The organism is Streptomyces avidinii, from assembly GCF_014650695.1.
Taxonomy (GTDB): domain Bacteria; phylum Actinomycetota; class Actinomycetes; order Streptomycetales; family Streptomycetaceae; genus Streptomyces; species Streptomyces avidinii.
In genome coordinates, this window is record NZ_BMVL01000060.1 from 1 (window position 1) to 954 (window position 954).

Annotated in this window: 1 protein-coding gene; it reads right to left on the reverse strand. The window is 68.0% G+C overall.

Features of this window, described 5'->3' with window-relative positions; genetic code table 11:
• Positions 1 to 954, reverse strand: a 954-nt coding sequence (locus tag IE257_RS37725; protein ID WP_189974642.1) for a dihydropteroate synthase, incomplete at both ends; no start/stop codon positions are given.

Below are 954 nucleotides of genomic sequence, written 5' to 3' on the forward strand. Positions count from 1 at the left end.
GCTGCATCTGGCCGGAGCCGAACAGCTCACCGACGACCTTCATGCCCTCCAGCAGGGTGTTGTTGACGATGTCCAGGGCCGGGCGGGTCTCCAGGGCCTCGTCGAGGTCCGCCTCCAGGCCGTTCTTCTCGCCGTCGATGATCCGCCGCTGCAGCCGCTCGTCGAGCGGCAGCGCCAGCAGCTCCTCGGCCCGGCCGGCCTTCAGGGACTTGGTGTTGACGCCCTCGAAGAGCGCCATCAGCTTCTGCAGCGGGTCGTAGTCGCCCTCGCGCCGGTCGTAGATCAGATCCAGGGCGGTGGTGACCTGCTCCTCGTCGAACCGGGCGATGGGGAGGATCTTGCTGGCGTGGACGATCGCCGAGTCCAGGCCGGCCTTCACGCACTCGTCCAGGAACACGGAGTTCAGCAGGACGCGGGCGGCCGGGTTCAGACCGAAGGAGATGTTGGAGAGGCCGAGCGTGGTCTGGACGTCGGGGTGGCGGCGCTTCAGCTCGCGGATCGCCTCGATCGTGGCGATGCCGTCCTTACGGGACTCCTCCTGGCCGGTGCAGATCGTGAAGGTCAGGGTGTCGATGAGGATGTCCGACTCGCGGATCCCCCAGTTCCCCGTCAGATCGTCGATCAGCCGCTCGGCGATGGCGACCTTGTGCTCGACCGTGCGGGCCTGACCCTCCTCGTCGATGGTCAGCGCGATCAAAGCCGCACCGTGCTCCTGGGCCAGCCGGGTGACCAGAGCGAACCGGGAGTCCGGGCCGTCGCCGTCCTCGTAGTTCACCGAGTTGATGACGGCACGGCCGCCCAGCTTCTCCAGACCCGCCCGGATCACCGGGACCTCGGTCGAGTCGAGGACGATCGGGAGGGTGGAGGCAGTGGCGAAGCGACCGGCGAGTTCCTCCATGTCGGCGACGCCGTCACGGCCGACGTAGTCCACGCACAGGTCGAGCATGTGCGCGC